This is a genomic window from Polaromonas sp., from assembly GCF_013817205.1.
Classification (GTDB): domain Bacteria; phylum Pseudomonadota; class Gammaproteobacteria; order Burkholderiales; family Burkholderiaceae_C; genus Polaromonas.
This window is the reverse complement of record NZ_JACDDD010000006.1, coordinates 56,428-79,866: the sequence shown is the minus strand read 5'-3', so window position 1 is coordinate 79,866 and position 23,439 is coordinate 56,428. Positions and strand designations below refer to the sequence as shown.

17 protein-coding genes and 1 riboswitch are annotated in these 23,439 nt (G+C 62.5%); of the genes, 11 read left to right on the top strand and 6 right to left on the bottom strand.

The window, feature by feature from the left end; all coding sequences use genetic code 11:
- Window positions 1–61: 61 nt before the first annotated feature.
- Window positions 62–2,581, bottom strand: a complete 2,520-nt coding sequence (locus H0W47_RS02775) for a DNA internalization-related competence protein ComEC/Rec2 (RefSeq protein ID WP_296920373.1) — start codon at window positions 2,579–2,581, stop codon at window positions 62–64.
- 301 nt (window positions 2,582–2,882) lie between these two features.
- Between H0W47_RS02775 and H0W47_RS02770 the strand changes: the two genes are divergently transcribed.
- Window positions 2,883–6,305, top strand: a complete 3,423-nt coding sequence (locus tag H0W47_RS02770) for a DUF2126 domain-containing protein (RefSeq protein WP_296920370.1) — start codon at window positions 2,883–2,885, stop codon at window positions 6,303–6,305.
- A gap of 24 nt (window positions 6,306–6,329) precedes the next feature.
- Here H0W47_RS02770 and H0W47_RS02765 read toward each other — a convergent pair whose 3' ends face one another.
- Complete coding sequence (locus H0W47_RS02765) at window positions 6,330–7,274, bottom strand: YafY family protein (RefSeq protein ID WP_296920368.1); 945 nt, start codon at window positions 7,272–7,274, stop codon at window positions 6,330–6,332.
- A 101-nt stretch (window positions 7,275–7,375) separates the two neighbouring features.
- Between H0W47_RS02765 and H0W47_RS02760 the strand changes: the two genes are divergently transcribed.
- Genes H0W47_RS02760 through H0W47_RS02750 form a run of 3 tightly spaced genes read left to right on the top strand, consistent with a single transcriptional unit; the run spans window position 7,376 to window position 9,540 of the window.
- The gene (locus tag H0W47_RS02760) at window positions 7,376–8,356 is read left to right on the top strand and encodes a hypothetical protein (RefSeq protein WP_296920365.1); all 981 of its coding nucleotides are present in this window, start codon (window positions 7,376–7,378) and stop codon (window positions 8,354–8,356) included.
- A 34-nt stretch (window positions 8,357–8,390) separates the two neighbouring features.
- Window positions 8,391–9,131 (top strand): NIPSNAP family protein, encoded by a 741-nt coding sequence (locus H0W47_RS02755; protein WP_296920362.1) that lies wholly within the window; start codon window positions 8,391–8,393, stop codon window positions 9,129–9,131.
- A complete protein-coding gene (locus H0W47_RS02750; protein WP_296920359.1) occupies window positions 9,124–9,540 on the top strand; it encodes a nuclear transport factor 2 family protein in 417 nt (138 codons plus the stop codon). The genes H0W47_RS02755 and H0W47_RS02750 overlap by 8 nt, the downstream gene beginning before the upstream one ends.
- Here the strand turns inward: H0W47_RS02750 and H0W47_RS02745 are convergent.
- The gene (locus tag H0W47_RS02745) at window positions 9,509–10,012 is read right to left on the bottom strand and encodes a DUF1905 domain-containing protein (RefSeq protein WP_296920355.1); all 504 of its coding nucleotides are present in this window, start codon (window positions 10,010–10,012) and stop codon (window positions 9,509–9,511) included. The genes H0W47_RS02750 and H0W47_RS02745 overlap by 32 nt on opposite strands.
- Before the next feature lie 131 nt (window positions 10,013–10,143).
- Here H0W47_RS02745 and H0W47_RS02740 point away from each other — a divergent pair, with 131 nt between their 5' ends.
- The gene (locus H0W47_RS02740) at window positions 10,144–12,924 is read left to right on the top strand and encodes a circularly permuted type 2 ATP-grasp protein (protein WP_296920352.1); all 2,781 of its coding nucleotides are present in this window, start codon (window positions 10,144–10,146) and stop codon (window positions 12,922–12,924) included.
- A gap of 41 nt (window positions 12,925–12,965) precedes the next feature.
- The gene (locus tag H0W47_RS02735; RefSeq protein WP_296920349.1) at window positions 12,966–13,898 is read left to right on the top strand and encodes a transglutaminase family protein; all 933 of its coding nucleotides are present in this window, start codon (window positions 12,966–12,968) and stop codon (window positions 13,896–13,898) included.
- On the opposite strand, the gene H0W47_RS02730 is transcribed toward H0W47_RS02735, so the two are convergent.
- Window positions 13,895–14,818: a LysR substrate-binding domain-containing protein gene (locus tag H0W47_RS02730; RefSeq protein ID WP_296920346.1), complete on the bottom strand. Its 924-nt coding sequence runs from the start codon at window positions 14,816–14,818 to the stop codon at window positions 13,895–13,897. The two genes, H0W47_RS02735 and H0W47_RS02730, sit on opposite strands and share 4 nt — an antisense overlap.
- Before the next feature lie 308 nt (window positions 14,819–15,126).
- Between H0W47_RS02730 and H0W47_RS02725 the strand changes: the two genes are divergently transcribed.
- The 4 genes from H0W47_RS02725 to H0W47_RS02710 all read left to right on the top strand — a co-directional run bounded on the left by H0W47_RS02725 (window position 15,127) and on the right by H0W47_RS02710 (window position 18,680).
- A complete protein-coding gene (locus H0W47_RS02725; protein WP_296920343.1) occupies window positions 15,127–16,116 on the top strand; it encodes a pyridoxal-phosphate dependent enzyme in 990 nt (329 codons plus the stop codon).
- Between the two features lie 33 nt (window positions 16,117–16,149).
- Complete coding sequence (locus H0W47_RS02720; RefSeq protein ID WP_296920340.1) at window positions 16,150–17,118, top strand: tripartite tricarboxylate transporter substrate binding protein; 969 nt, start codon at window positions 16,150–16,152, stop codon at window positions 17,116–17,118.
- Between the two features lie 191 nt (window positions 17,119–17,309).
- Window positions 17,310–17,774 (top strand): RidA family protein, encoded by a 465-nt coding sequence (locus tag H0W47_RS02715; protein WP_296920337.1) that lies wholly within the window; start codon window positions 17,310–17,312, stop codon window positions 17,772–17,774.
- A 145-nt stretch (window positions 17,775–17,919) separates the two neighbouring features.
- Window positions 17,920–18,075, top strand: a riboswitch (FMN riboswitch).
- 101 nt (window positions 18,076–18,176) lie between these two features.
- On the top strand, window positions 18,177–18,680 hold the full coding sequence (locus H0W47_RS02710) for a 6,7-dimethyl-8-ribityllumazine synthase (protein ID WP_296920334.1): 504 nt from the start codon (window positions 18,177–18,179) through the stop codon (window positions 18,678–18,680).
- A 3-nt stretch (window positions 18,681–18,683) separates the two neighbouring features.
- Here the strand turns inward: H0W47_RS02710 and H0W47_RS02705 are convergent, their stop codons facing one another.
- Both H0W47_RS02705 and alaS read right to left on the bottom strand, forming a co-directional pair.
- Complete coding sequence (locus tag H0W47_RS02705) at window positions 18,684–19,541, bottom strand: dienelactone hydrolase family protein (protein ID WP_296920332.1); 858 nt, start codon at window positions 19,539–19,541, stop codon at window positions 18,684–18,686.
- Window positions 19,542–19,589: 48 nt separating this feature from the next.
- Window positions 19,590–22,214: an alanine--tRNA ligase gene (gene alaS, locus H0W47_RS02700; RefSeq protein WP_296920329.1), complete on the bottom strand. Its 2,625-nt coding sequence runs from the start codon at window positions 22,212–22,214 to the stop codon at window positions 19,590–19,592.
- A 287-nt stretch (window positions 22,215–22,501) separates the two neighbouring features.
- On the opposite strand from alaS, the gene H0W47_RS02695 reads away from it, so the two are divergent.
- The gene (locus H0W47_RS02695) at window positions 22,502–23,416 is read left to right on the top strand and encodes a dihydrodipicolinate synthase family protein (protein WP_296920325.1); all 915 of its coding nucleotides are present in this window, start codon (window positions 22,502–22,504) and stop codon (window positions 23,414–23,416) included.
- The last annotated feature ends 23 nt before the right edge of the window (window positions 23,417–23,439 follow it).

Below are 23,439 nucleotides of genomic sequence, written 5' to 3'. Positions count from 1 at the left end.
GTTTCTTCTGCATGGTCTAGCTTAGCAAGGAATGCGCCAGCCGCCTGTAGGAAGCCGGCTTTTAATCGCTGGCGCGGTGATGCCAGTAGCGCAATCCGGCCTCGCGCTGGCAACTCACACGGTCTGGCTGCCCACTGGCCCAGGTGGCGGCACCGCAGGCCGGCGATACCAACACCCGGATGCCGCGTTCCCGGTAACGCTCCATCACCGCAGGTGCCGGGTGGCCGAAGCGGTTGCGATAGCCGGTCTGGGCCATCGCCACCTTGGGCTGCACGGCGTCGAGGAAGGCCGCACTCGACGAGGTTTTGCTGCCGTGGTGCGGCACCAGCAGCAGGTCTGCTTTCAGGTTCACGCCGGCCGCCACCATACGCTGCTCCTGGGCCAGCTCGATGTCACCGGCCAGCAGGACTGCGGTGCCGCCACTGGAGATGCGCAACACGCAGCTCATGGCATTGGATTTTTGCGGTTTGTCATAGTCGGCTGCGGGCGGGTGCAGCACCTCAAAATTCACGCCGTCCCAGCGCCACTGCTGTCCGGCCACGCAGCGCTGCGAGGGGCGCAGCGCCTGCAGCGGATGGCCCGCCTCGATGGAGCTGAGCAAAGCGGCCTGCGGTTGCATCGCCAGCACGGCAGGTGCGCCGCCGATGTGGTCGCTGTCACGGTGACTCAACATCAGGGTGTCCACCCTGGCGCCCAAAGCCCGCAGCAGCGGCACCAGCACGCGGTGGCCGGCGTCACTTTCGCTTGAAAAGCGCGGGCCGCTGTCGTAAACCAGGGTGTGGCCGGCGGTGCGCACAATCAATGCGTTGCCCTGCCCCACATCGGCCGCGATCAGTTCAAACTGGCCCGGCGCGGGCCGCAACGATTGCCACAGCAGCACGGGCAGCAGCAGCGGTACCCCCAGAGCGCGCCAGTGCCAGGGCAAACGCAGGGCCAGCAGCAGGCCACCCGCTACACCGGCCAGCGCGCACCACAGCGGCGCTGCGGCCACACTGATACTTGCCAGCGGCCAGCGCGCCAGCCACTGCAAAAACAGCATCAGCGCTGCCACCGCAGCAGCGGCCGCCTCCCACAGCGGCGCCCAGAGCACGCCCAGCATGGTCAGCGGCGTCACCAGCAGCGTGACCCACGGGATGGCCAGCGCGTTGGCCAGCAGGCCCACCAGCGACACCTGGTTGAACAGCAGCAAAGACAGCGGCGCCAGTGCCAAGGTCACGACCCACTGTTCCCTGGCTGCGCGGAGCACTGCGCCTATGGCCAGCAGCAAGCCTTGGGGCAGCCAGGTGCCCCATCGCCCGAGTATGTGACTATTTTGGACTCTAGCCCTTACAAAATGGGCGTCTACAGCTCCTAAATTAATAGCACTTTTATCCCGGTTTTCAGCATCCCTGCCAGTGGCGAAGAGCACGCCCACCGCCACAAATGACAACCAGAATCCGGCTTGCAGCAGCGCCCAGGGATCGAGTGCGACCACCACCGCCATGGCCAGCAGCCAGACCTGCGGCCAGGGCCAGCGCTTGCCACTCTGGCGCAACAGGACCACCGCCGCCAGCATCCAGACCGTGCGCTGCGCCGGTACGCCCCAGCCCGAGAGCAAGGCATAGCCGGCCGCCAGCAGCAAGCCGCCCCAAGCCCCCGCGCCCCCCGCCGGCAGCGCCAGACACAGGGCCTGACTCCAGCGCGCAGAGCGCCGCCAGAACCACCCCACGCCCTGCGACGCCAGCCAGGCGAACATGGTGATGTGCAGACCGGAGATGGACATCAGGTGCGCCACGCCGGTGGCGCGAAACACATCCCAGTCAGCACGGTCGATGGCATTCTGGTCGCCCATCAGCAGCGCCGCCACCACACCGGCGAGGTGGCGGTCGCTCACCCGTGCGTAGACCGCATCGCGCAACGCCTGCCGCGCACGTTCAACCGGGTGCCGCCAGCTGTCAGAGATGAGCCGTGGCGCGGGGTCCCGCGGCCCGGCGCGCACATAGCCGGTCGCCTGCAAACCCTGTTCCCAAAGCCAGAGTTCGTAGTCGAAGCCACGCGGGTTGCTGTTGCCATGCGGCGCTTTCAGGCGCACCGTCATTTGCCAGCGTTCGCCGGCGCGCAGGGCTGGCGGCTGGCGCTGCAAGGCCAGCGCGGCGGTGGGGCTGGCGCCGACCTCGGGATTGTCGGGGCCGCCGGTGCCGGCTGCGGGCTCCCTTAAACCGAAACCGGTATACCAGCCAAGGTAAACCCGGGGCGGCAAGTCCACCGGCGCACCGTCCAGCCGGGCTGACTCAATGGCAAAGCGAAAACGCAAGCCGTAGTCGCCGCGCTGAGGCATGGCCAGGACCCGGCCCGTGACCTCGATGTCGCGGCCTTCCAGTGCTGGCGACAACGCGCCAGCCTGAAAGATGACCGCACGCAACCCAGTCAGACCAAAGCCGAACACCAGCGCCAGCAACAAGGCGGCGGCCTGCAAGGCGAGCACCGCGCCCGGTGGCATGCGGCGATACACCCGCGCAGTCACCAGCGCGGCCATCAGCGAAGCGGCAAGCCATGCGCCATACACCCAGGCGGGGTGCAACACGGGCTGCTGAAGCTGCAAGGCCGCGCCTGCGACAAATCCGCAAAAAACCAGACCCGCCACCCGGACCGGTGATGTCGCTAAAAGCCCTGGTCGCACATGCCTCCCTGGTTGAATATTCTTTTGTGTGCTGCGGCGAGATCTATCAACGATCAACGGCCAGTCCCGCATATCCGCTGACAGGCTAACAGGCCTTTGGCGCAGCTCTTGCTTGTAGCGGCGATATAAAAACCGTTGAATGCAGGCCGGCAAACGGCCAACATGCGATTTCTGCGGCATAGTTGCCACAACGCCCCGATATTTCTGAGAAGCGAGACCGAACTTGTCCATCCACGTTGCCCTGAGCCACATCACCCACTACAAATACGACCGCCTGGTCAAGCTCGGCCCCCAAGTCGTGCGCCTGCGCCCTGCCCCGCACAGCCGCACCAAGGTGCTGTCCTATTCGCTGAGCGTCGAGCCCAAGGGCCACTTCATCAACTGGCAGCAGGACCCGTTTGCCAACTACCAGGCGCGGCTGGTGTTTCCTGAACCCACGCGGGAGTTCAAGGTCACGGTTGACCTGGTCGTCGAGATGGCGGTGTTCAACCCCTTTGACTTCTTCCTCGAGCCCGAAGCAGAGGAGTTTCCCTTCACCTACAGCAAGGATCAGGCGCGCGAACTGGCGCCCTACCTAGCGACCGAGACGCTCACGCCGCTGCTCAAGGCCTACCTGAACGGCGTGGACCGCACGCCCAAACGCACCATCGACTTCCTGGTCGGGCTGAACCAGAAGTTGCAGGGCGACATCAAATACGCCATCCGCATGGAGCCCGGCGTGCAGACGCCAGAAGAAACCCTGCAACTCGCCATCGGCTCCTGCCGCGATACCGGCTGGCTGATGGTCCAGCTGTTCCGGCATCTGGGGCTGGCGGCGCGTTTTGTCTCGGGCTACCTGATCCAGCTCAAGGCTGACGTCAAGTCGCTGGACGGTCCCAGCGGTGCGGAAAGCGACTTCACCGACCTGCACGCCTGGTGCGAGGTGTTCCTGCCCGGCGCCGGCTGGGTCGGCCTGGACCCGACGTCCGGTCTGATGGCGGGTGAAGGCCACATCCCGCTGGCCTGCACGCCGGAGCCATCGAGCGCTGCGCCGATAGAAGGCGGCGTCGACAAAAGCGAAGTGGAGTTCGCCCACCACATGGGGGTGCAGCGCATTTTCGAATCGCCACGCGTGACCCAGCCCTATACCGACGCGTTATGGGCCGATGTGCTCAAGCTGGGTCACCAGGTGGACCAGGATCTGCTCGCTGGCGATGTGCGTCTGACCATGGGCGGCGAGCCAACCTTTGTTGCCACGCAGGACCGGGACGCGGCAGAGTGGAACATCGACGCCCTGGGCCCGACCAAACGCGGCTACGCCACGGAGCTGGTGCAAAAGCTGCGCGCGGAGTACGGCCAGGGCGGCTTTTTGCATTTTGGCCAGGGCAAGTGGTACCCCGGTGAACAATTGCCGCGTTGGGCGCTCAGCATTTTCTGGCGCAAGGATGGCCAGCCAGTCTGGAAAAACCCCGAGCTGTTCACCGACGAGCGCCAGCCTTGCAGCTACACCAGCGACGATGCGCGCCGTTTCACCGAAACGCTGGCCGGCAAGCTCGGCCTGTCTGCCCAGCACATCACACCGGGGTATGAAGACACCTGGTACTACCTCTGGCGCGAGCGCCGCCTGCCCGTCAACGTGGACCCGTTTGACACCAAGCTGGACGACGCGATGGAACGCGAGCGCCTGCGCCGCGTGTTTTCGCAGGGTCTGGATGCGGTGGTCGGTTATGTGCTGCCGCTCAAGGTACGGGAAGAATCAGACAACGCGCCGGCCACGGGCCCGTTGTGGGCCACCGGTCCCTGGTACTTTCGGGATGACCGCATGTACCTTGCCCCGGGCGACTCGCCCATGGGTTATCGCCTTCCACTTGACGCCATGCCCTGGGTGTCCAAAACCGACAACCCCGGCGTCAACGAGGCCGACCCCTTTGCGCCGCGTGAGGAACTGCCTTCCGCCGAAACCATCAGCGAACGACGTGCAGCGGTCGCAGACGCCGCGGTTCCAGTCGAACCAGCCGCAGCCGCCCTTGCCAAAGATGCAGACCGCATGCCGGCGTCCAAACAGTCGGCACCCTGGCTGCCGCGCATTGCGCTGTGTGTGGAAGTGCGCGACCCTGCCCGCGCCAACGGACCCAAGGACGAGCCCAAAGTCAAGCGCGCCGCGGGCGAGGTCGGCACCAAACCGCCCACCGGCGCGCTTTACGTCTTCATGCCGCCGGTAGAGCGGCTCGAGGAATACCTGGACTTGCTGGCCGCGATCGAAGCCAGTGCGCAAACGCTGAATCTGCAGATCGTGCTTGAGGGCTATCCACCGCCGCGCGACCCGCGCCTGAAAATGCTGCAGGTCACGCCCGACCCCGGCGTCATTGAAGTCAACATCCACCCGGCCTACAACTGGAACGAGCTGGTTGAACACACCGAGTTTCTCTACAAAATCGCGCACGAAACACGGCTGTCTGCTGAAAAGTTCATGACCGATGGCCGCCACACCGGCACGGGCGGCGGCAACCACTTTGTGATGGGCGGTGCCACACCGCCCGACAGCCCGTTTTTGCGCAAACCAGAAATGCTGGGCAGCCTGATTGCCTACTGGCACAACCACCCGTCACTGAGCTACTTGTTCTCGGGCATGTTCATCGGGCCTACCAGCCAGGCGCCACGGATTGATGAAGCGCGCAATGACCAGCTGTACGAGCTGGAAATCGCGCTGCGCGAGATCACCACCAACCGCCAGAAATACGGCCAGGACATGCCGCCGTGGATCGTTGACCGCACCCTGCGCAACATCCTGGTCGATGTGACTGGCAACACCCACCGCAGCGAATTCTGCATCGACAAGATGTACTCACCCGACTCGGCCACGGGCCGCCTCGGCCTGCTGGAGTTGCGCGCTTTTGAAATGCCACCGCATGCCCGCATGAGCATCGTGCAGCAGTTGCTGCTGCGTGCGCTGGTGGCGCGTTTCTGGAACAAGCCGTATCACGGCCGCATGACGCGCTGGGGCACAGAGCTCCATGACCGCTTCCTGTTACCCGGCTTTGTCCGACAGGACTTTGCCGATGTGCTGACCGAGCTCAACGAGGCTGGTTACGGTTTTGACATGGCCTGGTTCGAGCCGCACTTCGAGTTCCGCTTTCCGATGATCGGCCAAGTCAAGGCCAACAACATCGAGCTGACTTTGCGCAGCGCGCTGGAGCCCTGGCACGTCATGGGCGAGGAAGGCTCGTCCGGCGGCACCGTGCGTTATGTGGACTCATCGCTCGAACGTGTCGAGGTGCATGTCACCGGCCTCAACGACAACCGTTATGTCATCACGGTTAACGGCCGCACGCTGCCACTGCAAAACACGGGCACGGTGGGCGAATACGTGGCCGGTGTGCGCTACAAGGCTTGGAACCCGCCATCGGCCCTGCACCCCTCGGTGGGCGTGCATGCGCCGCTGACCTTTGACATTGTCGACACCTGGATGGAACGTTCATTGGGAGGCTGCCAATACCATGTGGTGCACCCGGGCGGCCTGAGCTACGACACCCTGCCGGTGAACTCCTACGAAGCCGAAAGCCGACGCCTGAACCGCTTTTTCCAGATGGGCCATACGCCCGGGCGCATCCAGGTCCAGCCAGCGCAGCCCAGCCGTGAGTTTCCGTTCACGATGGATTTGCGTTAGAGCTGGGGCCCGCTTGAGCTGGATCTAAACCAGCTTGAGCAGCCGCTCGGCACTAACCTTCAGAGCCTTGCGTAAAGCGGGTGGATGCCGGATCTCGAAGTCACACGACAGCCTGGCCAACTGGCGTGCAAACCAGGGCAAGTCGTCGGCCTGCGCGTGCAGCACCACACCCTCCTCGCAGGGCTGAAAAACACCAATGCCTTCAAACAGCTGGGCTTGCGCGGCTTCTACGTTGGTATGCAGCAAGACACGAATACTGAAGGCGCGCGGCAAGGTGGCAATGCCCAGCGCAAGGTATTGCACGGCGTTGAAATCGGCCGGCGGTGTAAACACGGCATTGAGCGCCTGCACCTGCAACACACGGTCGAGCCGAAACGAGCGCAAATCCTTTCGCAAGTGGCACCAACCGGCCACATACCAGCGCCCTCCCCGAAAAGCCAGCCCATAGGGGTCCATGTCCCGCTCGGTCACCGAGCCATCCGCTGAGCGGTAGTCCAGGTGCACACGCTGGCAGCCGTGGGCGGCATCGCTTAAGGCCAGCAGCGCCGTGTTGTCTCCCTGCGCCACCGAGCGGGCCAGGTCCAGCGTGACTGTCTCGGCCAGGGCCCGAATGCGGTTTTTGAGTTTGCCGGGCATCACCCGCTCCAGCTTGGCCTGCGCGCTTTGCACTGCGGGAGCAGCTTCGGCCAGGCCCAGACCGCGTGCTGCCACGAGGCCAATGGACAAGGCCAGCGCCTCGTCATCTGTGAACATCATGGGTGGCAGCTTGAAACCGGCAATCAGGCTGTAACAGCCATAACGGCCACGCTCAGCCACCACGGGGATTCCCAGGTCTTCCAATTTGGCGATGTAGCGGCGCAAGGTGCGGCCATCCACGTCCAGCCGACGTGCCAGATCGGCGCCACTCATCCGGCCGTGGCTTTGCAAAAGCTCCAGCACCGTGAGCACGCGTGTGGTGGGTGAATACATGAAAGCAGTTTAAAACTTAATCAGGGCCGATATCGCCCTATTACGCTTTTACATTGGCTTGACCGGGGCCGGTTTGGCTAACGGGCAACAGGAGGAAATGCATGAGCGCAACCGCACAAGCCGCGTCAGACCCCACCGAAGGTCTGCATGATTTTGATTTTTTATTCGGCCACTGGCGGGTACACAACCAGCGCTTGCGCCAGCGGCTGCAACGCTGCACCGACTGGGAAGAGTTTGACGCCACCCAGTATTGCCAGCCGCTGCTGGGCGGCATGGGCAATACCGATGAAATGCTTCATGACGCCGGCCCGGTCGGCATGTCGCTGCGCTTTCTTGACCTGCAGACCCGGCAGTGGAATATCTATTGGGTCAGCCCGGAGGACGGCCTGTTGCAGCCGCCAGTTACAGGCGAGTTTTTCAATGGCACTGGCGTCTTTGAAGGGGTGGACACCCACGAAGGCCAGCCGGTTCGGGTGCGCTACACCTGGTCGGGCACACACACCGCAACGCCGCGCTGGAAACAGGCCTTTTCCACTGACGACGGTAAGACCTGGGAGACCAACTGGGTCATGACCTTCACCCGCAGCGACGCGGCACCACCGACACAACAAGCGCTGCCTTCGGCCAACCACGACTTCGATTTCTTCTTCGGCCAGTGGAAGGTGCAGAACCGTCGCCTGCTTCCCACCCCACAAAACGGAAATGAGTGGGAGAGTTTTGACGGCCTGCAAATCTGCGAGCCGCTGCTGGGCGGCTTGGCCAACTATGACGAATTGCGCGATGGTGCAGGCGTGCCGCTGGGCCTGTCCGTCCATCTGTTTGACGTGGCGGCGCAGCGCTGGAAGGCTTACTGGGTCTCCGCACGAGACGGTCTGTTGCAGCCAGCTCTGACCGGTGGATTCAGCGACAGCCAGGGCGTACTGGAAGGCAATGACCAAATCGACGGTCGGCCTGTGCGACTGCGCCACACATGGTCGCGACTGAACACCGCGCAGCCCCGCTGGGAGCAAGCCATTTCCGCTGACGAGGGCCTGACCTGGCAGCCCAACTGGACCATGAACTACACCAGGCTGGAGTCCTAGCGCCTCGCCTTTTCTACCCACTGACTGGAACTGTATGAATCACTCTCTGCTTGAACGCTATGCGCTGGATGTCCTTGAACTGAGGCAATACACCCTGCATCCTCACAAACGGGATGTGCTCATCGACTTGTTTGATCGTGAATTTCTTGAGACGCAAGATGCGGTGGGCATGCCGGTCCTCGGCCAGTTTCGTGATCTTGATGACGCGAACCGATTTGTGTGGCTGCGCGGTTTCAGCACCATGCAGACACGCCACGATGCGCTCGCCGCCTTTTACGGCGGCGCGGTGTGGCAAACCCATCGCAACGTGGCGAATGCCACGATGATTGATTCTGACAACGTACTGCTGTTGCGTCCCGCCTGGGCGGGAGCACACTTTCCGGTTGACTTGCGTGGGCGAGCGGACAAGCGAGAGTCGACAATTCCGCGTGGCTTTGTGGACCTCACGATTTTCTATTTGAAGCAGCCGGCTTCGGCTGATCTGCTGGCGTTTTGCAGGCAAGAGATGGCGCAGGTTTTAGGCGAAGGCGGAGCGATCCAGCAAGGCTGGTATGTCAACGAGACCAGTGAAAACACCTTCACACGGCTGCCTGTGCGCACGGGCGAATGTGTGCTTGTTGGCCTGGCGCTTTTTGAAGATGTGCGCGCGTATGAAACTTTCGGTGCGTCGATGGCGTGGCAGCAAAAGATCGCGCCTCAGCTTGCGGCCTATCTACTCAAGACCGCCGAGTCGCATCGCTTGGCGCCAACTGCACGATCGGCCTTGCATGCGTGAAACGGAACAAATCGCCGCAGCGGTCACACGCTACGCCGCCGCTTGGGAAGCGAATGATCTGCAAACCATGGTGGACAGCTACCACGACGAGGTGATTTTTCACTACTTCGGACGCAACCCGCTGGCAGGCACGCATCGCGGAAAAGCCGCTTGCCTGGCCGTTCTCAGGCAGGTGCGGGACAAAACCAGTCGCAAGCTGCTTGCCATCCGCGACGTACTGGTGGGCGAGCACTTTGGCGCGATCATCGCGGTTGAACAGTTTAAGCACCAGGGAAAAACCGTGGTGGTGGAACGACTGCTGCGTTACCGCGTGCAGGACGGCAACCTGAGGGAGTGCTGGGTGTGCGACGAAGACCAGCGGCTGGTCGATGACATCCTCAGCGGCCCTGCGCCCAGCTGCGCGCCATGAACCGTCCGGCCTGCCCCGAGAGCACAAGCATGGCTTTTTCAAGATTGCGTTCTCGCGCCGCCTGAGTTTTCAGGCCTGCGAAATAACGCAGAACTTCCTTCTTTCGGCTCGGACTGAGCGCCGCCCAGTTGGCTGCTGCCGCGGCGTTGCTTGACAGTGCCTGCTCAAACCAGACCGGAACAGGATGGGCCGGGCCGCCTTCGTACGCCTCGTCGAACGCCAACTCGATACGCACCCGGTCACCCACGCCGGTGCCGGAGGCGGTGCGAACGGTTTCGTGCAGGAAGAGGTAAAAACTGCCGTTCCCCACGGGCATCATGTTGACGCGCCAGGCCTGTTCAGGTTTGCCGTTGACACGAGCAAGAACCTGCAGCGGTTTACGCCACTCCGGTCGGATGGCGCGCGCCCTGGCGGCACTCACCAGCACATAGGGGTTGATGCCCTGCAAAAAAATAGTGGCAGTAAAGCTCACACCGGCCATCGAACAATCACCTTCTTTGTCTTATGGTAGCGACACCGGGGATTGAATACGGGCAGTCTTGCCTGTCAAGGCCGGGGGCGGGCCGGCCATGAAGGATACTTGGAGCCTGTTCAAAGGTAGCAGTGGAAAATAACAAATCACTTTTTGCGGCAGCAGCGCTGGAGACCTCAGTTGATCTTGCGCGCGCCCTGGCGCTGCCCGCTGATCCTGGCCACTTTAACGAGCTGCATGGCGTCACGGCCATAGCAATCGGCACGGGGCCGATCACGCCCGCCGCCAGTCAAAACCAGACCCAGCGCACATCGCTGCAAATGGCGGGTACGGAACCGGCTCAGGTGCAAGCCGCCCCATCTAAAACTGCCGAGAAAACCGATGCCCAGGCCGCACTGTCACCCAGCTGGAACCGCTTTTTCGAATTGTTGGGCGGCAAGGGTTTTGATGACCTGAACCACCGCAGCGCCAATCTGCAGCGCCAGATCCGCGACAACGGCGTGACCTACAACGTGTATGCCGATGCTGATGGCCCGCAGCGGCCGTGGTCGCTGGACCTGTTTCCGGTCATCCTCTCAGCCCAGGAGTGGGCCGGCATCGAAACCGGTGTCCGTCAGCGCGCACGCCTGCTGGACCACATCATGGCCGACGTTTACGGCCCTCAGCAATTGCTGGCGCAAGGCCTGTTGCCGGCGGCGCTGGTGCAAGGCCACCCGGGCTATCTGCGCGCGATGCACGGCATAAAACCCGCTGAGGGCAACTTCCTGCACATTGCGGCTTTTGACCTGGCGCGCGGCCCCGACGGGCGCTGGTGGGTGGTCTCGCAAAGTACCCAGGCACCATCTGGCCTGGGCTACCTGCTGGAAAACCGGCTCGCTATCTCGCGGCTGTTCCCGCAAGCCTTTCGCGAGATGAAAGTGCAGCGGCTCGCAGCCTCTTACAAAACCCTGATAGATGGCATGAAAGCGCGCTGCCAGGCGGGCGCTGATGGCGAGGACAGCCGTATCGTGCTGCTGACACCCGGCCCGTACAACGAAACCTATTTTGAACACGCCTACCTGGCGCGTTACCTTGGCCTGACCCTGGTGGAAGGCAGCGACTTGCTGGTGCGCGGCGACCGACTGTATCTCAAGACGCTTCAGGGACTGGAGCCCGTGCACGGCTTGCTCAAGCGCCTGGACGATGAGTTTCTGGATCCGCTGGAGCTGCGTTCCGACTCCACCCTGGGCGTACCCGGTTTGCTGCAGGTGATACGGGCAGGCCATGTGCTGGTGGCCAACGCGCCGGGCTCGGCCTTTCTGGAGTCCAGTGCGTTACTGGGATTTTTGCCCGCGCTTTCGCGCCATCTGCTTAACGAGCCGCTCGCCCTGCCCTCGCTGGCCACCTGGTGGTGCGGCGAGCAGGCCGCCTTGCATGAGGTCTTGCCCCGTCTGAAAGACTGCGTCATCAAGGGCACCTACCCCGGCTCCGGCACAGAGGCGGTGATTGCACAAATGTTGTCCCGCCGTGAGCTGGACGAATGGGCCGGCCGCATCATGCGGCATAGCGAGGAGTACACCGTGCAGGCCTACCTGCCCCTGTCGCAAACGCCGACCTGGCATGGCGAGCGGCTTGCGCCGCGGTCCACCATGCTGCGCGTTTTTGCGGTGGCTGATGGTACGGGCGAATGGCAGGTTTTGCCGGGCGGGCTGGCGCGGCTGGCCGGCCCCAACAACAAGATTGCGTCCATGCAGCAAGGCGGCAGCAGTGCCGACGTATGGGCACTGGCCGCGGACGTTGAGCCTGCTGCAGCACAGAGCACTCGCGGAACAAAAGCTTTTACCGAGCCCACCACCCGACCCGGCGTTTTAAACCCAAGCACCCCAATTGCGCGCCACAAACCGCCGGTGACCAGCCGCGCGGCAGAGAACCTCTTCTGGCTGGGCCGATACACCGAACGTACCGAAAACTCGATTCGCCTGGCCCAATTGACACTGCAATCACTCAGCGGCGAGGAGCAGTCGTCTCAACCCCTGCTGGCCTGGCTGTCCGAGATGGCGGTGCGCAATGGTCTGGTGCTGGAGTCCGTGCCACCGGCCACGCAGGCGCGCCGCGTGTTCGAGAGGTCGCTGATTTCTGCGCTGGCCGACACCGAGCAAGCCGCCAGCGTCGGCTACAACCTGCGCTCCCTCAAAAGCGCCGCCTCGGCCGTGCGCGAGCGCCTGTCGCAAGAGCAATGGCATGTGATCGTGCGGGCAGATGAAGATTTTTTCCGGCACTGCGCGTCTTTCAGCGGTCCGGAGCATCCGGCCACCCAGGCGCTTGAATATTCGTCCGTGGAAGCTCTGCGCGCGCTGGAGTCTGCCAGCAGTTTCCTGGCAGCCATGACCGGCGCGCAAACCGACCGCATGACACGCGACGACGGCTGGCGCCTGCTGAGCACAGGCCGCCACATTGAGCGTCTGAACACGCTGGCTGCCGCGCTGATCCTGGGCTTTGAAACCGGTGCCGTGCATGACGCGGGCGGATTCGACGCCATCATTGCGTTCTTTGACAGCACCATCACTTTCCACGCGCAGTACCAGCAACAACGCGAAGTCCCGGCCTTGCTGGATCTACTGGTGCTGGACCGCGACAACCCGCGTTCACTCGGCTGGGTCACCCAGACACTGCGCGAGCGGCTCAGCAAGCTGTCGCGCAATACGGCAGGCGCGGTGCAGGACGTGCCCGACATGACAAGCGCCCTGCCCAACCCCGGCAGCTGGCAACTGGCCGACCTCAGCGTCGCCATTCCCGGCATGGAAAGCGAGCGCCACGCCGGGCTGCTGGCGCAGCTGGAGCAATGCTGCAGCGCCGCTTTTGAACTGTCTGACGCGATCAGCCGACGCTATTTCAGCCACGCTGCATCCAGCGACCACAGCCTGGGCGCCTGAGCCCGTTTCCCAGTTTCCCGCCTCGACCGATCTTTTTTGTCATGCTGCTTCACCTCGTTCACGAAACCCGCTACCGGTATAAACCGCAGGTCGAGAACGCGCATCATGTGTTGCATCTCAAGCCCGCCAGCCACGCAGGCCAGCAACTACTGAAACACAGCCTCGCCATCAGCCCTGAGCCCACGCAATTGCGGGAACTGACAGACGTGTATGGCAATGCCCGCACGTTTTTCTCGCTGCGCGTGCCGCACGACACACTGACTGTGACCGCCGAGAGCGTGGTTTCCACCCTTGCGGTCAACAGCGCCGTCAAGGACTTGTCATGGGGCCTGCCGTGGGAACAGGTGCGCGAGCAGTTTCGCTATCAGGCAGGCGGCGCCTACGACAGCGCCTGCGAGTTTGTGTTTGCCTCGCCTTATGTACCGCGCGACGACGCCTTTGCAGAGTTTGCACGCCCCAGCTTTACCCCCGGGCGCCCCTTGCCCGAGGTTGCCCAGGATCTGATGGAGCGGATTCACGCCCGCATGACTTACGAGAGCGACAGCACCGACGTCGGCACGCCGGCGCTGGAGGCGCTGCAGTCTGGCAAAGGTGTGTGCCAGGACTTTGCCCACATCATGGTGGCCTGCTGCCGCGCCATGGGTGTTCCGGCGCGCTACGTCAGCGGCTACATGCTGACCAACCCGCCGCCCGGCAAGCCACGCCTGATCGGCAGCGACGCCTCGCACGCCTGGGCGTCGGTCTATTGCCCGCTGTCCAGCGACGCCGCCCGCATGCGGCTGGCGGTCGGGCAAAACCCCGGCGTGTGGCTTGACTTCGACCCGACCAACAACCGCGCCCCCGGCGAAGACTATGTGACCCTGGCCACCGGCCGCGACTTCCTCGACGTCTCGCCCATGCGCGGCGTGATCCGCGGCGGTGCCCGCCATGTGTTGGACGTGGCCGTTACCGTCACGCCCGTCGAGGTGGCCTAAGGCGTATCAGGCACCGGGCCGGCGGGCAGGCCGTTTGAAAGGTAACGGCGGCAAAGCGCAACGAACTCCTGTGCAGCACCTGACTGGGCCTGGCGCGGCTTGAACGCCAGCAAAGCCCGAAAACTCACACCCGCGACGAAGTGCACACAACGCAGCCCCATCGCCACATACTCGCGCGCAACAAGAGGGTTGGTCACAGCCAGGCCGGCGCCAGCCAGCACCAGCGAACATTGGGTGGCGCTGTAAGGCGTTTCAATCACAAAGCGCGGCTGAATGCCCGCTTGCGCAAACGCCGCCTCCAGGCGCCGCTGCGCGGGATCAGACGCTGCCAGTCCCACCAGCGCAATATCGCGCAAATCCGCCGCGCCAAGCTGGGGCCGACGTGCCAGCGGGTGAGCGGCAGGCATCACGCAGACCGCAGGCACTTCGTAAAAAACAGAAGAGACCAGCCCCCCTGTATCGGCCTCGTCACCCAGGAAGGCCAAGTCCACCGCCCCCTGGAACAGCGCATCCCGCAGGGCGATGGAACTGTCCACTGACAGCAGGCAACGTGTACGCGGGTAACTGCGCTGGAACTCGGTCAATGCCCAAGGAATGACACTCGCCGCCATGGCGTGCAAGGAGCCAATCCGCAGCACGGCGTCCTCGTGAGAGCGCAGCGCCATAATTTTCCGCTGCACCGTCTCCAGACCCTCGTACACGCGCTCGACTTCTTCCATCAGCGCATGGGCCTCCGGGGTTGGCATCAACTTCCCCTTGGGTCGATCAAACAGCTTCAGTTCAGAGCGCAGCTCCAGTTGCTGCAGTATCTGCGTGACAGCAGGCTGGCTGACGTGCAGGGCAGCAGCGGCACGGTTGGCGCTGCCCAGCCGCATAACCATGCGGAATACCTCAATCTGGCGTGTGCTGGCTTCCAGCATGGCGGTCACCCTATAAGTTTTACTTAATTAATCGCATTATCGGCGGTATGTCGGCAAGGGCGCAGGTCTTTAACATTCAACGCATGAACCGTATGTCTCTCGTTCCAGAACAATCGGCGGCCCGGCAAGCAACCGTGCGGCAAAATCCCCGTCTGGCCGCCCTTCGTTGCATTTCTTGCGCTCGCCAATATCCACTGCAGGACCGGCCGGCCGGATGCCCCCATTGCGCTGCACAGGGGATGCCGGCAAGCCTGGAGGCGGTTTATAGTGAGCTGCCAGCAACACTGTCACCCGCGAGATCGGGTTATATGTGGGGCGACTGGCTGCCGTACACCCAGGGCATCTCCCTTGGCGAAGGTGACACACCCTGCCTGGACCTGCCCAAGCTGGCGGATGCGCTTGGCGTCGGCCAACTCAGCATCAAGCACGAGGGCATGAACCCGACCGGCTCGCACAAGGACAGGATGTCCGCCCAAGCCGTCAGCCGCGCGCTGGAAGTAGGCGCCACAACCGTTGTACTGGCGTCCAGTGGCAACGCCGCAGTTTCAGCCGCAGCTTACTGCGCAGCCGCAGGCTTGCGCTGCGAGATCGCCACCTACCACGACATGCCCACGCCCTTCGCGCGGGCGCTGCATCAACTGGGCGCAAAAAGGCTTAGCTTCGACCAGGGACCGCAGCGCTGGAACTACGTGCGCCGGCTGGTGGAAAGCGAGGGTGCATTTGCCCTGACCAACTACAGCGTTCCGGCGGTGGGTAGCCCGGTATTCGGGGTGGAAGGCTACCGCGCCGTGGCACTGGAGATCGTGGCCGCCGGTTGCCTGCCCGACCATATCCTGGTGCCGACAGCCCGCGGCGATCTGCTGTGGGGCATCTACAGCGGCCTGCGTGATCTGCGAACCGCAGGGCTGATCGGCCACATGCCGCGCTTGTGGGCAGTCGAGCCCTTTGCACGCCTGAGCCACGTTCTGACCGGGGCCTCGGCGCAAGCAGAGTTCAGCGGGCAGACCGCGCAATTCTCCACCGCCGGCGGCACCGTGACTTTGCAGCAGCAACTGGCCGTCCAGCGATCCGGTGGGGGCGCCGTGGTCGTGAATGACGCCGCTGCGATTGAAGGCACAGCGAGGCTTGCCGCACATGGTTTCTGGGTTGAGCTCTGCGCAGGGGCTTGCCTGAGCGCTCTGCAGCAATTGCGCGAACAGGGCCAGGTCGGCCCGTCGGAACACGCCCTGTTGGTGCTGACGGCCAAAGGTGACCGCGACCCATTTGATCCCCTTGCCAATCCCGGCTGTCTTACCTGACCCGATGTGTACCCTCCCGAAAGGAATCAACCCATGATGAACCGACTTCTGCCCCTCCTTATCTCCGCTCTGGTCGGTCTGTCGGGTGCAGGCGCCCACGCTGCCTACCCGGACAAACCCATTCGCCTGATCGTGCCCTGGGCGCCGGGCGGCAGCACCGATGCGATAGCCCGCGCAGTCGCGCAGCGCATGAGCGAAACCATGGGCCAGAGTGTCGTCGTAGACAACCGCTCCGGCGCCTCCGGCCGCATAGGCACGGAAGCGGCAGCCAAGGCCCTGCCCGACGGTTACACCTTCGCCATCGTCGAATTGCCCCATGCGATTGCGCCTGCGGTTTTCGCGAAGATGCCTTATGACCTGCTGCGCGATTTTTCACCCATTTCCATGGTCGGTTCATCACCGCTGGTGCTCTTTGTCAGCGCCTCCCAATACAAAAACGGTGACATCAGGGCCTTCCTGAAAAACGGCAAAGGTTCGGATGCACCCTTCGCCCTGGCGCACAGCGGCAATGGCTCCATCAGCCATCTCTCCAGCGAGTTGTTTGCCGGCGCGACCGGGCTGAAGATCAACCCCATCCCCTACCGGGGCTCCGCACCGGCCCTGACCGATGTCGTGGCCGGCACGGTGACCGGCCATTTCGCCACCATGGCCAGCGGGAACTCTCTGCTGTCCGCCGGCAAGCTGTCCGCATTGATGGTGACTGGAGCCTCCCGCCTTCCGGGCCTGCCCGAGGTGCCCACGGCCAAAGAAGCGGGGATTGCCGGCATGCAGTTCAACCAGTGGTGGGCCCTGGTGGCGCCTGCCACGACACCGATCGAGATCATCGAGCGGTTGCGCAAGGAGGCCATGGCCGCCCTTGCGCACCCCTCTACCCGCGATCGACTCACGACGCTGGGCATTGATCTCAAAGGTTCGAGCCGCGATGAATTGCGCGCGTTCATGCGCAACGAGGTCGAGCAGTGGGGTGCTGTCGTGCGCAAGGCGGGTATTCGTCCTGAATGACGATCCGCGCAGGGAGCGCAGGGTTGAGCCGGGATGGCGGAAAACCGGCGCCAGCGCATCGCGCGCTAGAATTGCAGGATCACCCGGCGCGTCATTGCTACTCTTTTAATAGCTGCTTTCGCCCGCCAGTCAAGGGCTGGCGGCCTTTTTCTTCATCAACCGGCACCCTGTTGCCGCACCAGGAGACTCCCATGAGCACCACCCCGATTTACGACAAACTCAAGACCATGGGCATCACCTTGCCGCCTGTGGCCGTGCCGGCCGCTGCCTACCTGCCCTTTGTGCAGACCGGCAAGCTGGTGTTTCTGAGCGGGCACATTGCCAAAAAAGACGGCAAGCCATGGGTCGGCCAGCTCGGCAAAAACATGACGACCGACGAGGGCAAGGCAGCGGCGCGCGCGGTTGCGATTGATCTGATGGGCACGCTGCACGCGGCGGTCGGCGACCTTGGCAAGGTCAAACGCATCGTCAAACTGGTGAGCCTCGTCAACTCCACCGCTGACTTCACCGAACACCATCTGGTGACCAACGGTGCCAGCGACCTGTTCGGCGACGTCTTTGGTGCCAGGGGTGCCCATGCCCGCGCTGCATTTGGCGTGGCGCAGATTCCCATGGGCGCCTGCGTCGAGATTGAAATGATTGCCGAACTGGAATAAGCACACCCCGTGGAGGCTTCGCCTCCTCCCCCTTGCAAGGACGGCGCCACAGCTTTCAAATGGCAGACATCATTCAATAGCCCGGGCGCAGCTCCGGGTTTCGGACAGCGCTTAAACTTCATGCGTGTCGGCCACTACGCCGGCACAGCGTTCTCAGGGCGGGGCGAAATTCCCCACCGGCGGTGTTTGCATTCAAAACGCATCAGCCCGCGAGCGCCTGGCTTGCTCCCGCAAGCCAGGGTCAGCAGATTCGGTTCAATCCCGAAGCCGACGGTCACAGTCCGGATGAAAGAGAGCGCGTGTTTTCGGCCCCTGCTGCGGGCTGGTGCTTGCGCGCCGGCTTGTGGCGGGCTGCAGACTCGTGCGCCCTGAATTTCGTTCAACCGTTTTCAGGAGAAGCCCATGAGTCATCGACACCCCTCAACCTTGTTGCCCCAGCAACCCGCCAAATTCTGCTTTGTTCAGGCCAGCTGGCATGCCGACATTGTCAACAAGGGGCGCGACGCCTTTGTGGCCGAGATGGGCGTGCAAGGTGTAGCACCTGAAAACATTGACCTCATTGAAGTGCCAGGCGCGTTTGAAATCCCGCTGCATGCGCAGCAGCTTGCACGCTCTGGCCGGTATGCAGCCATCGTTGCCTGCGGGCTCGTGGTGGACGGCGGCATCTACCGCCACGAGTTTGTGGCCGATGCGGTCATCAGCGGCCTGATGCGGGTGCAGCTTGACACCGGCGTTCCGGTGTTTTCAGCGGTGCTGACACCCCAGCATTTTCACGAGCATGAAGAGCATCGTCGCTTCTTCACAGAGCACTTTCTGGTCAAGGGAAAGGAAGTGGCACAAGCCTGCGTGCGAACTCTTGCCAGTTTGCAGCAACTGCATGAGTTGCAGGAGTTGGCCGTAGCCTGATCCTTACTGCAGGTTTTTTTGCAGAACCTCGCGCAGGCGTGTATAAGCCGCCTCGCGCGCTGCCGGGTTGGGGCCAGCGTGAACGCCCTGCCCCGGATTGACGCCATTGGGCACGTCCTTGCGCAATTGCACGCGGCCTGTGGGCGAGTCAAAGTCGTGATAGCTGTCGGGGTAGACGTTAACCTCAGCGCCAACCGCCTTGCCCAGCTCGATGCAGGGCGCAGGTGGCGTCCAGTCGTCTTTTTCGGCCAGCATCATCACCAAGGGCGCGCCCACGCGGTAGCCTGATTTCAGCGCTGCGCTGCAGCCGGGATAAAACGCAATGCCAACAGCGGGCTGCACTGGGCGGCGACTGACATCGGCGCGTGCCATGTCGGTGGCGGCCAGCACGGCGCTGCCGCCGTGAGACCAGCCCAGCAAGGCCGTGTATTTGGCCTGCCCCCATGGCTGGGCGGCAACCCAGTCGAGCGTGGCCAGGGTGTCGGCCCGGCGCTCACTCTGGTCAATCTTGCGCGTGCCGATTTTCTGGACACATATCGAGGACTCGCCGCGCGGCGTAAAGCTGTCGGGAAACACGGCGGTGTAACCCTCAGCAACCAGCAGATCGGCCATGGCCTGATGTCGCGCATTGAACTGGCCCTTGTTGCGGCCACCGTTGGCGTAGAGACCGCCGCATCCGTGCAGCGCAATCACAGTGCCTTTGACGGTGCCTTTTACGAGCTTGTCCTCGGGCTGGAACACCCAAGCCTTGATCACGGTGCCATCCAGGCTGTCAAAGAACACCTCGCGCGGTGCGGCGGCGCCTGGCAGCGCTGCCAGCAGCAAGTTGACAACAAAAATGGCCTTCAGCCCAGTATTCACGGGGGCTACCAGCTATTATTTTTATAGCAGAGAGGTACCATCACTATTTCACGCCCGCTCGGCCACCCAAGCTTGTACCGACTGCAGCGCAGCTGGCAAGCGGGAAGCGTCTGTACCGCCGGCCATGGCCATGTCGGCTTTGCCGCCACCCTTGCCGCCGACTTGTTGCGCCACAAAGTTGACCAGTTCTCCGGCCTTGACCTTGCCCACGCTGTCGGCTGTCACACCGGCTGCGATTTGCACCTTGTCTCCGTCCACCGCGGCCAGCACGATGACAGCCGTCTTGAGCTTGTCTTTCAGTTTGTCCATGGTCTCGCGCAGGGTCCTGGCGTCAGCGCCTTCCAGCTTCGCAGCCAGAACTTTGAGACCCTTGATGTCGACTGCTTGCGACATCAATTCATCACCCTGTGACGAAGCCAGCTTGCCCTTGAGCGCGGCCACTTCTTTTTCCAGCGTGCGGACTTGGTCCAACACTTGCGCGACACGGCTCAAGTGTTCGCCTCGCGAGGCCTTAAGGTAGCCACTCATCGCTGCGCTGAGCGCTTCGAGCTCCTGCACGTAGGCCAACGCGTTGTCACCCGTTACAGCTTCCACGCGGCGCACGCCGGCGGCCACACCGCTCTCTGCAACGATCTTGAACAGGCCAATGTCGCCGGTGCGTCCGACGTGGGTACCGCCGCACAGCTCCTTGCTGGAGCCTATGCTGAGCACACGCACCTTGTCGCCATACTTCTCGCCAAACAGCATCATGGCGCCGCTCTTTTGCGCAGACTCCATGTCCATTTCGCTCGCATCGGTGGCCACGTTGGACAAAATTTCCGCGTTGACACGTGCCTCAATCTCGCGAATCTGCGCATCCGTCACCGGCGCGTTGTGTGCAAAGTCAAATCGGGTGCGCTCGGCATTGACCAGGCTGCCCTTTTGCTGAACGTGATCACCGAGCACTTCGCGCAAGGCCTTGTGCATCAAATGGGTGGCGCTGTGGTTGCGCACCGTGGCCGCGCGCACAGCGGTGTTGACTTGCGCCGTGACTGTATCGCCTACCTTGAGCACTCCCTCTTGCTGCGTGCCGTGATGACCAAACACGTCGGCCTTGATTTTCAGAGTGTCATCCACCGCAAAACTTGCACCGGATGCCGTCAAACGCCCCTGATCTCCGATTTGGCCACCGCTCTCGGCATAAAACGGGGTGGTGCTCAGAACCACGACCCCGCTCTGCCCTGCATTCAGGCTTTGCACGGCCACACCGTCGGCGTACAAGGCCACTACCTTGGCAGGCTCTTCGAGCAGCTCGTAGCCGGTGAACGCATGACCTTCACCTGAATACTCCAGCGCGCGATCCATCTTGAACTTGCCTGCAGCGCGCGCCTGATTTTTCTGTTTGTCCATGGCAGCATGAAAGCCTGCCTCGTCAACCTCCAGCCCACGCTCGCGGCAGACATCGGCCGACAGATCAAGTGGAAAGCCATAGGTGTCGTGCAACTTGAATGCCACGTCGCCGGGCAACACTTTGGCATCACCCACAAGGGCTGCGTCCAAAATCGTCATACCGATTTCCAGCGTCTCAAAAAAGCGCTCTTCTTCAACCCGCAGGACTTCGGTGATGCGCTTTTCATCAGACTTCAAGCGCGGATAGGCGTCGCCCATCAGCTTGACCAGATCGGCCACCAGCTTGTGGAAGAACGGCGTCTTTTTTCCAAGCTTGTAGCCATGGCGAATCGCGCGGCGGATGATGCGGCGCTGTACGTAGCCGCGGCCTTCGTTGGACGGGTTGACGCCGTCACTCACCAAAAAGGCTGTGGCCCTAATGTGATCGGCAATCACGAACAGGCTCTTGTTGCCCAGGTCTTTTTCGCCGGTCTCGCGTGATGCCGCCTTGATCAACTCTGCAAAGATGTCGATCTCATAGTTGCTGTGCACGTGCTGCAAGATGGCAGCCAGACGCTCCAGCCCCATGCCGGTGTCCACGCAAGGCGCTGGCAGTTTGGTGACGCTACCGTCAGCCGCCATGTCGAACTGCATGAACACGTTGTTCCAGATTTCAATGAAGCGGTCGCCATCTTCATCTGGGCTACCCGGCGGGCCGCCGGGGATGTGGTCGCCGTGGTCATAAAAAATTTCGCTGCAGGGGCCGCAGGGGCCGGTGTCGGCCATCATCCAGAAGTTGTCGGACTTGTAGCGGCCGCCCTTGTTGTCGCCGATGCGGATCACGCGCTCAGGCGGCAGGCCGATTTCTTTGGTCCAGATGTCGTAGGCCTCGTCGTCCTCTTCGTACACGGTGGCCAGCAGGCGCTCGGGCGGCAGCTTGTAAACCTCGGTCAACAGCTCCCAGGCCCACTTCAGCGATTCACGCTTGAAATAGTCGCCAAAGCTCCAGTTGCCCAGCATCTCAAAAAAGGTGTGGTGGCGCGCGGTGTAGCCCACGTTTTCCAGGTCGTTGTGTTTGCCGCCAGCACGCAGGCAGGCCTGCACCGAGGCGGCGCGCACATACGGGCGTTTGTCGTTGCCTAGAAACACATCCTTGAACTGCACCATGCCCGAGTTGGTGAACATCAAGGTCGGATCATTACCCGGCACCAGCGAGCTGGACGCCACCACGGTGTGGCCCTTGGATGCAAAAAAGTCCAGGAAACTTTTGCGGATATCGGCGACGGTGAAGGTGGGTTGATTCATGGTGTGGAAAAGGGCGCGCCATCGCGCTAACTGCTTGATTTATTTGAACAATCGATTATAGGTTTTGCGCCCTGGCCCCACGGCGCACCACGTCGGAGGCAAGACCTCGCGCGCAGGCTGCTTTGTAGCCGACAAGCGCCCGCGGCCGTAACCCGGCACACGAATACACCAAAACGGCGAATCAGGAAACTGCCGAATACCCAATAAAGATATTGCAAATATCTTATTAATATATTAATATCTACCAAACAAACCCTTCCAAACCTCATTACAGAAAGAGCAACCTCATGACCAACCCACGCTGGCAGGGAATTTTTCCCGCGATCACCACTAAATTCCACGCCGACGAGAGCATCGATGCCGAAGGCACGGCCAAGCACATCGATTTCCAGATCCGCAACGGGATTCACGGCCTCGTCACCTGCGGATCGCTGGGTGAGGCCAGCACCTTGACACTGGAAGAAAAGCTCCAGGTTGCCGACATCGCCATCAAGGCGACCCAAGGCCGCGTCCCGGTACTCGCCAACGTCTCTGAAACCAGCACCCGCGAAGCGCTGCGCTACATCCTTGGCGCCAACGAACTCGGCGTGGACGGTTTCATGGTAATGCCCTCGGTGATTTATGTGGCCGACGCGCGCGAGGCGATGCTGAACGTGCGCACCATGGCGGAAGCCGCTAAAAAACCGATCATGGTCTACAACAACCCAGTCGCCTACCGCGTGGATCTCAAGCCCGAACACATGGCCGAGCTGGCCGACTGCGAATGGATCGTCGCCATCAAGGAAAGCACGGACAACATCCGCCGCATCACCGATTTGCGCAACCTGCTGGGTGATCGCTACCAGCTTTTTCTGGGTGTGGATGACCTGGCCTATGAAGGCCTGGCGCTTGGCTGCGACGGCCTGCTCGCCGGGGTTGGCTGCACCTTTCCGCGCGAAACCGTTGCGCTGTATGACCTGATGAAGGCCGGCAAATTCGCCGAGGCTCTCAAGCTCTACCAGTGGATGACGCCCATGCTGCACCTGGATGTCTCCACCAAGCTGGTGCAAAACCTCAAATTGATCGACGTATTGGCCGGTGTCAGCACCGAGCACATGCGCCGCCCGCGCCTGCCGCTGATAGGCGCGGAGCGCGAAGCCATTGAAACGATCGTGAACAAAGCACTGGCGACACGGCCAATTCAGTACCAGTCGGTCGCCTGATCCAGCCGCAGTCCGCGCCACAA